Source organism: Luteitalea sp. (assembly GCF_044337415.1).
Taxonomy (GTDB): domain Bacteria; phylum Acidobacteriota; class Vicinamibacteria; order Vicinamibacterales; family Vicinamibacteraceae; genus Luteitalea.
Genome location: NZ_JBIINP010000019.1, coordinates 43,622 through 51,699 on the forward strand (window position 1 = coordinate 43,622; position 8,078 = coordinate 51,699).

7 protein-coding genes and 1 pseudogene are annotated in these 8,078 nt (G+C 71.6%); 2 read left to right on the forward strand and 6 right to left on the reverse strand.

Annotation, left to right across the window (positions count from 1 at the left end; translation table 11 throughout):
- Positions 1-4: 4 nt before the first annotated feature.
- Positions 5-664 (forward strand): outer membrane lipoprotein chaperone LolA, encoded by a 660-nt coding sequence (gene lolA / locus ACIRDX_RS05665; RefSeq protein ID WP_396624432.1) that lies wholly within the window; start codon positions 5-7, stop codon positions 662-664.
- A complete protein-coding gene (locus tag ACIRDX_RS05670; protein WP_396624433.1) occupies positions 645-2,516 on the forward strand; it encodes a secretin N-terminal domain-containing protein in 1,872 nt (623 codons plus the stop codon). Before lolA ends, ACIRDX_RS05670 begins: the two co-directional genes overlap by 20 nt.
- 44 nt (positions 2,517-2,560) lie before the next feature.
- Here the strand turns inward: ACIRDX_RS05670 and murA are convergent, their stop codons facing one another.
- The 6 genes and pseudogenes from murA to ACIRDX_RS05700 all read right to left on the reverse strand — a co-directional run.
- Complete coding sequence (gene murA / locus ACIRDX_RS05675; protein WP_396624434.1) at positions 2,561-3,820, reverse strand: UDP-N-acetylglucosamine 1-carboxyvinyltransferase; 1,260 nt, start codon at positions 3,818-3,820, stop codon at positions 2,561-2,563.
- A gap of 1 nt (position 3,821) precedes the next feature.
- Positions 3,822-4,796 carry a UDP-N-acetylmuramate dehydrogenase gene (gene murB, locus ACIRDX_RS05680; RefSeq protein ID WP_396624435.1) on the reverse strand — a complete coding sequence of 325 codons (975 nt, stop codon included), beginning with the start codon at positions 4,794-4,796 and terminating at the stop codon, positions 3,822-3,824.
- Positions 4,793-5,689, reverse strand: a complete 897-nt coding sequence (locus ACIRDX_RS05685) for a biotin-dependent carboxyltransferase family protein (protein ID WP_396624436.1) — start codon at positions 5,687-5,689, stop codon at positions 4,793-4,795. Before ACIRDX_RS05685 ends, murB begins: the two co-directional genes overlap by 4 nt.
- Positions 5,682-6,338 carry a 5-oxoprolinase subunit PxpB gene (gene pxpB / locus ACIRDX_RS05690; protein WP_396624437.1) on the reverse strand — a complete coding sequence of 219 codons (657 nt, stop codon included), beginning with the start codon at positions 6,336-6,338 and terminating at the stop codon, positions 5,682-5,684. Before pxpB ends, ACIRDX_RS05685 begins: the two co-directional genes overlap by 8 nt.
- Positions 6,335-7,735 (reverse strand): UDP-N-acetylmuramate:L-alanyl-gamma-D-glutamyl-meso-diaminopimelate ligase, encoded by a 1,401-nt coding sequence (gene mpl, locus ACIRDX_RS05695; RefSeq protein ID WP_396624438.1) that lies wholly within the window; start codon positions 7,733-7,735, stop codon positions 6,335-6,337. The genes pxpB and mpl overlap by 4 nt, the downstream gene beginning before the upstream one ends.
- Positions 7,736-7,747: 12 nt before the next feature.
- Positions 7,748-8,078 (reverse strand): annotated as a pseudogene (locus ACIRDX_RS05700) (LD-carboxypeptidase); the annotation flags it as partial.

Genomic DNA, 8,078 nt, shown 5'->3' on the forward strand with positions numbered 1-8,078 from the left:
CCCGATGCCCACCCGACGCTCCGTCCTGCTGGCGTGCCTCTGCCTCGTCGCGTCGCTGGTGGCGGCCCCGACGCGGGCGCAGGGCACCGCGGACGGCCTCGCACGTGCCGTGCAGGCGCACTACCAGCAGGTCAAGGACTTCACCGCCAGCTTCGAGCAGGCCTATGTGGGCGGTGCGCTCAAGCGGCGCACCGTCGAGAAGGGCACCGTGGCCATCCGCAAGCCGGGCCGGATGCGCTGGGACTACGAGACCCCGGAGAAGAAGCTGTTCGTCGCCGACGGCACGCGGATGTACTTCTACGTGCCGGCCGACAAGCAGGTGCGGGTCAGCCCGATGCCCGACGACGGGCGGGTGCCGACGCCGATCCTGTTCCTGGCTGGCCGCGGCGACCTCCTGCGGGACTTCACGGTCGAGGACGTCCAGGCGCCCGCGGCCGGTACGCGGGCCCTGCGGCTGCGGCCGGTCCGCAAGGAACCCGAGTACGAGACCCTCACGCTGGTGGTCGATGCGACGACCCTCGTCATGCGCCAGCTGGTCGTCGTGGATGGCCAGGGCGGGACGTCCACGTTCACCTTCACGAATCTGCGCGAGAATGTCGGCGTGGCCGAGAGCCGGTTCAGCTTCTCCATGCCGAAGGGCGTCGATGTCATCACGCAGGACTGACGGGCAGCCGCGCCGCACGGGCCGGGGGCGCCTGGTGGCGCTGGCCCTCCTTGCCTTGACGGCCGCGTGCGCCAGCACGCCCAAGCCCTACAAGCTCGGGCAGCAGGCCGAACTGCGCGAGGATTTCGATCAGGCGATCGTTGCCTACACGCAGGCCGCCGTTGCCGATCCCGACGACAAGGAAGTGGCCATCGCGCTCAAGCGGGCCAAGCTGCGGGGCTCGGCCGAGCACTACGCACGAGGACGCCGGCTGTCGGGCGCCGGCAAGTACGAGGAAGCGCTCGTCGAGTTCCAGCTCGCGCTCGAGCTCAATCCCGCCAACGCCGACGCGGAAGGCGCGGTCCGCGAGACCCGCACGGCGCTGCGGACGAAGATGGCCGTGCGCAAGGAAGGCACGACGCAACTCGAGTCGCTGATCAGCCGCGCGCGCGCCCTGCCGCCGCAGGGCCGCGACCTGCCCGAGGTGACGCTCCCCGAGTCGCTGGTCTTCCGCGAGGCAGGGAGCCGCGACGTGCTGACCTCGCTGGCGCGCTTTGCCGGCATCAGCGTGGTGTTCGACCCGCAGTTCCGGAGCGTGCCGCTCTCGATCGACCTGCGCGGCACCGACCTGCCCACCGCCCTCGATGCGATCGGGCGGGCGACGGGCTCGTTCTGGCGCACCACGGCCCCGCGCACGGTCACCGTGGTGCCCGACACCGCCGCCAAGCGGCGCGAGTACGAGGAGGAGGTCATCCGCACCTTCTACCTCAGCAACGCCGACCTGAAGGAAACGCTCGATCTCCTGCGCATCGTCGTCGACGCGCGCCGCCTGTCGCCCATCACGGCGACCAACGCCATCTCGATCAAGGACACGCCCGAGCGGATCGAGGCGGCCTCGCGGCTGATCGCCGCGATCGACAAGGCCCGTGCCGAGGTCGTCATCGACGTCGAGCTGCTCGAAGTCGATCGCACGCGCTTCAAGCAGTACGGCATCCAGATCCTCTCGCCGGGCTCGGATGTCGGCATCGCCGGGCAGGTCGACATCAACCAGGAGGGCGGCCTCACGCTGGAGCAGCTGACCAACCTGGGCAAGGGCGACGTGTTCTTCACCAACCTGCCGGGGCTCTACTACCGTCTGCTCAAGCAGGACAGCGACACGCGGACGCTCGCCAACCCGCAGCTGCGCACGTCGGACGGCCTGCCAGCCCAGGCCAAGTTCGGCGAGGAGGTGCCCGTGCCGCAGGTCACGTTCGCGCCGATCGCGCAGGGCGGCGTGAACCAGCAGCCCATCACCTCGTTCACGTACCGCAACGTGGGCGTCAACATCGACATCACGCCCCGCACCCATCACAACGACGACGTGACGCTCGGCGTGAAGATCGAGGTCAGCGCCCTGTCGGGCACGGGCTACTCCGGCCTGCCCACCTTCGCCACGCGCTCGATCACCACGACGATCCGCCTGCGCGACGGCGAGACGAACCTGCTGGCCGGCCTCATCCGCGACAACGAGCGCACGGTGCTGAAGGGCCTGCCCGGCCTGAGCGACGTCCCGGTGCTCGGCCGCATCTTCTCCAGCAACGAGCGCGAGACGCAGCAGACCGACGTGATCGTGATGCTCACGCCGCGCATCATCCGCGTGCTCGACCTCGACGAAGACGACCTCCGCCCCTTCCTCGCGGGGCGAAGCGGCGGTCCGTCCACCGGTGCCTTCGACGTCACGCCAACGGTCACGCCGCTGCCCCTGCGGCAGCCACAGTCGCAGCCGGACGCCGACGGCCCGGGCACCCAGTTCCCGCAGCTGCCGTCGATCCCGGAGCAGCGTCCGCTGCCCGCACCGCGTCCGACGCCCATCCCGCCGACGCCACCGAAGTGACGCTCGACGGCAGTCGGCAGCCGGCAATCGGCAGTCGTTAAGCGTCAAGCGTTAGAACGCTCGACCTGCGCGCCGAGGGCGGCGAGCCGCTCGACGACGTGCGCGTAGCCCCGCTCGACGGTTTCGAGGGGACCAACCACGCTCTCCCCTTCGGCCGCGAGGCCGGCGGCGATCAGCGCCATCCCGGATCGCAGGTCGCGCGTGTCGAGTTGCCGTCCCCGCAATGGCGTCGGGCCGGTGACCACCATGCGGTGCGAATCGCAGAGGAAGATGTCGGCGCGCATGCCGCTCAGCTGCTCGAGCGCGAACAGCCGTAGCTCGTACATCCAGTCGTGAATCAGCGTGCGCCCCTCGGCCTGCGTGGCCAGCACCGTGAACAGGCTCACCATGTCGCTCGGGAACGCGGGCCAGAGCCCGGTCACCAGGCGCCCCATGCCGACGCACTGCCCCGGCAGCACCTGCACACGACCGCCGTCCACCGTGCACGGGACCTGCATCCGCCTGAGCACCGACACGATGGGCTCCATGTCGTCGGCCTCTGCGCCCCGCACATCGAGGCTCCCGCCGGTGACCGCCCCGACGACCGCCCAGGTTCCGGCCTCGATGTAGTCGCCGCGCAGGGTGTGGACGGCGCCATGCAGCCGAGACACCCCGTGGATGCGCAGTCGTGACGTGCCGGCGCCCTCGATCTGCGCCCCCATCGCGTTGAGCAACTGGCACAACTCGATCACGTGCGGCTCCGTCGCGGCATGACGGATGTCGCTCGTGCCGGTGGCCGTCACGGCCGCCAGCAACGCGAGTTCGGTGGCGGTCACCGACGCCTCGTCCATGTAGAACGAGGCGCCAGCCAGGCCGTCGGGCGCCTCGAAGGCATGTGATGCCCCGTCCGTCCGACGGGCGCCCAGCGCGGCGAGCGCCTGCTCGTGGGTGGCGATCGTGCGACGCGAGGGGAAGTCTCCACCGGGGGGCGCCAACTGCACGATGCCGCACCGCGCCAGCAGGGGGCCCAGCAGGAGCACCGACGCGCGGACGCGCCCGACCAGGCGCGGATCCGGGGCGGTGCCCGGCCGCTCCGGGCCCCGCAGCACGAGTGTGCCGGTGCCACGCCCCTCGACAGTGCTGCCCAATCCCTCCAGCAGGTCGAGCAGCACCTCGACATCGCCGATGCGCGGCACGTTGTGCAGGGTGACGGGCTCGGTCGTCAGCAGGGACGCGACGATGAGCGGCAGCGCCGCGTTCTTGTTGCCCTCGACCGTGACGATGCCCTCGAGCCGTCGTCCTCCCTCTATGCGCAGCACGGACATGTCAGCGATGCCTTTCCGATGTGTCGACCCACTCGCCGAGATAGACGATTTCTTCCTCGAGCCTGACGCCGGTGCCGGCTTCCACGGCGGCGCGGCACCGATCCACGAGGCCGCGGATGTCGTCGGCCGTCGCCCCTGGCGTGGCGACGATGAAGTTGGCGTGGAGCGGCGACACCTGCGCGCCGCCGGCCTGCGCCCCCTTCAGGCCTGCCCGGTCGATCAGCGCGCCTGCCGATCGCGGCACGCCGTCCGGCACCGGGGCGTCCGGGGCCGGGTTCTGGAAGATGCAGCCCGCGCTGGCCTGGTGCAGGGGCTGCGTCCGCTTCCTGAAGGCGAGCGAGTCGCGCGCCACGCGCCGCAGGTGGTCCGGCGCGCCGCCCGGAACCACGTCGAACACGACCGACAGCGCGATCTCTCCCGAGTGCTGCAGGCGGCTGCGGTCGTAGCCGAACGCCATGTCGGTGGCCGGCACGTCGACCACCGTCCCCGAGGGTTGCAGCAGGCGAACCTCGCGCACGTGCTCGCTGATCAGCCGCCCCTGGAAGTGCGCGTTGCCGCAGATGGCGCCGCCCACCGTCCCGGGTGTGCCCGCCCAGGCCTCGAGGCCTGCCAACCCGCGCCCGACCAGCCAGCGCACCAGTCCGTTGATCGTCACGCCAGCATCGGCGCGGACGCTGTGGTCGTCCTCGGCCCCTACCTCACCGCCGTGCACGCGCAGCACCAGCCCTCGCGCGCCGCGGTCGGCCGCCAGCACGTTGGATCCGCCGCCAAGCACGGTGAGCGGAGCCCCGTGGCGTCGTGCGATCGCCGCCGCGGCCACCACGTCGGCCGCCGTGCTCACCGACACCAGCACGTCGGCTGGTCCCCCGACGCGCATCGTCGTGAACCGGGCGAGCGGGACCTCCACGTCCACGCTCGCCTCCGGTAGGGCGACACGCAGGGCGGCCACCAGCTCATCGCGTTGCACTCGCGTCATGTCCGCCTCCCTGATTCCATGGCCAGCAGCGCCCGCATCGCCTCGGCGCGCGTGGTCGGCGCGAAACGCACCTCGTCGCCGGGGGCACGTTGTGCGGCGTGATGGAGGTCGGCCGTGATGACCACGGCGACGACGGGGTAGCCGCCGGTCGTCTGGCGCTCGGCCAGCAGCAGCATCGGCGCGCCGGATGGCATCACCTGCACGGCGCCGGTCACGGTGCCCCACGACGGGCGCTGCGGCATCACGATCGCGACAGGCGGACCGTCGAGCGGACAGGCCATGCGCGTGGCCGAGGCACTCACCCGGTAGGTGCCCGCACACAACGCGTCGAAGGCCTCAGGCGCTTGCGCCACATCGGGTCCAGGCAGCACACGCAACGTGGCAGACGGCATGGGCGAGGGCAACGGGCCCGGCAGGGCCTCGGCCGCGACACGAGTTGCGACGGGCAGGTACGCGCCGTCGGGCAGCGCACCGCGTCGCGGCAACAGCGGCCACGCGCTGCGGCTGCCCAGCACCTCCGGTACGTCGAACCCGCCCCGCACGGACAGGTACGCGCGAGCCCCATGTCGGCGCTCGCCGAAGGTCAGGACACTGCCGTGCGGCAGGTCCAGACGCGTGTCCATCGCCACCGCATGCCCGTCCACGTCGATCGCGAATGCCGCGCCCGTCACCGCCACGCGCAGGTCACCCTCTGCACGATACGCCCCGCCCACGAGCGTGATCTCGAGCGCTGCCTCAGCAGGGGCGTTGCCGACAATCGCGTTGGCCCGATGCAGGGCAGGCAGATCGAGCGCGCCGCCCACGGGCACGCCGAGGTGCTGCAGTCCCCAACGCCCCTCATCCTGCATCGTCGTGTGCAGGCCCGCACGAACGACGCAGAGTGCCTCAGCCATCGACGTCCACGAACTGCACGCGCATGCCGGGAGCGAGCAAGGCCGGTTGCGCGCGCGACACATCGAACATGGCGACATCGGTCCGCCCGATGAGGTGCCATCCGCCCGGGCTTGCCGATGGGTAGACACCGGCGTACTCGCCAGCGATGGCCACCGACCCTGCGGGCACGCGTGGGCGCGGCGTGGTGCGGCGTGGCAGGCGGAGCGCCGGGTCGAGCGGGCCGAGGTACGGAAAGCCCGGCTGGAAGCCGACGAAGTGCACGACGCACGGGCTCGCGGTGAACCGCGCCACCACGTCGTCGGCCGTGAGGCCGCATGCGAACGCGACGTCCTGCAGGTCAGGCCCGTCTGCTCCACCGAAGTGCACCGGGATGGTCACCACCGGAGCCGCGTCAACGGGCGCGGCCATCGGCGCCTCGGCGCTCGTGAGTGCGCGCTCGACCGCCGCGATGTCGCAGCGCCGCGGATCCACGTGCACGACGAGGTCGCGCATGCCCGGCACCACGTCGCGCACGCCATCGATGGCCGCCGCGCGCACGGCGGCTGCCAGCGCGTGCACGCGTGCGTTGGCGTCGACGGCGGCATCGTCGAGCGCACGCACGGCGAGCGCGCTGTCGCCCACGAACGCCAGGCGCCAGCCGGTGCTCACCCGGCAGCCCCGGCACGCAACGCCTCGAGCAGGCGCGCGTGGATGTCGTCGAAACCGCCATTGGACATCGCCACCACGAGGTCACCTTCGCGGGCCTCGCGCGCGACGGTGGCGATGATGGCGTCGGTGCCGTCGATGTGCCGGGCACGCTGGCCGCGCGCCTCGAGGTCGCTCACCAGCTGCGGTACCGAGAGCCGCTCGCCTTCCGGCAGGTTCGTGCGGTAGACGGATGCGAGGATCACTTCGTCGGCATCACCGAACGCCCCGGCGAAGGCCTCCTGGAAGACACGCCGGCAGCTCGACGCCGACCGCGGCTCGAAGATCGCCCACACCCGCGCGCTCGGATGCGCCCGGCGCACGCCGCGCAGCGTCTCGGCAATCGCCGTGGGATGGTGCGCGAAGTCGTCGTACACCGACACGCCGCGCGCGGTGCCCCGCAGTTCCATGCGCCGCTTCACGCCGGCGAACCTCGCGAGCCCCTCTGCCGCCACGGCGAACGGCACACCGCGCGAATCAGCGACGGCGAGGGCCGCGAGCGCGTTGCGCACGTTGTGCTCCCCCGTCATCGGCACGATGGCGTCGCCGAGCACCTCCCCACGGCGCACGACCTCGAACGTCGTGGCCTCCGCCGAAGGCCGCAACCAGCGGGCCTGCCAGTCGGCGTCCGGCGACAGGCCGAAGGTCGACACGGCGCCGAAGGCCGCCGCGCGCAGCGACGCCGCGACGGGATCGTCCACGCCGATCAGGACGTGGCCGTTGGCCGGCACCAGCCGCAGCAGGCGCGTGAACGCCGTGACGATCGCCGGCAGGTCCGCGTAGATGTCGGCGTGGTCGAACTCGACGTTGTTGACGATGACGGTGTGGGGGACGTACTTGAGGAACTTGGCGGTCTTGTCGAAGAAAGCGCTGTCGTACTCGTCGCCCTCGATGACGAAGTCGCGCCCCTGCCCCAGCCGGTAGCTCGCGTCGAAGTTGCCGGCGATGCCGCCAACGAGCAGCGACGGGTCGAGCCCCGCATGCGTCAGCACCCACGCCACGAGACTCGTGGTGGTCGTCTTGCCGTGCGTGCCGCTGACGACGATGGGGTCGCGCTGCCAGAGGAACTCGTCGCGGATGCGCTCGGGCAGCGAGCAGTACCGCTGGCGCCGCGCCAGCACGACTTCGAGCTCCGGGTTGCCGCGAGAAATCGCGTTGCCGACCACCACGAGATCCGCCGCGGGATCGACGTGCTCGGCGGCGTACCCCTCGTACACCTCGATCGCCTCGGCCCGCAGGAAGTCGCTCATCGGCGGGTACACCCCCGCGTCCGACCCGGTCACGCGATGCCCGCGCTGCTGCAGCATCGCCGCCAGCGTCGCCATCGCGGTGCCCGCCACGCCAATCAGGTGGATGTGCACGTCAGTTCCTCGTCACGACACCGCGGGCTCGTCGATCGTCAGCGACACGTCGTCGCCAGCCGTCAGCGTCGCCTGGACGCCGAACGGCAGGCTCAGCATCGCGCCGCTGGTGTGCCCGCTGCGCACCCCGGCGACGATGGGCCCCTCGAATCCCGTGAACGCCTCGCGCACCGCGTCGAGCGCCGTCACGGCCCCGCCAGGCTCGTCGCATCCCGGCAACTCGTTCACCACGATGCCAGCCACGTGCGCGAGCGCGCCAGACGCGCGAAGCTGCCAGATCAGGCGGTCGAGGCGGTACGGCCGCTCGTTCACGTCGTCGAGGAAGAGCACGGTGGGTTCGGCG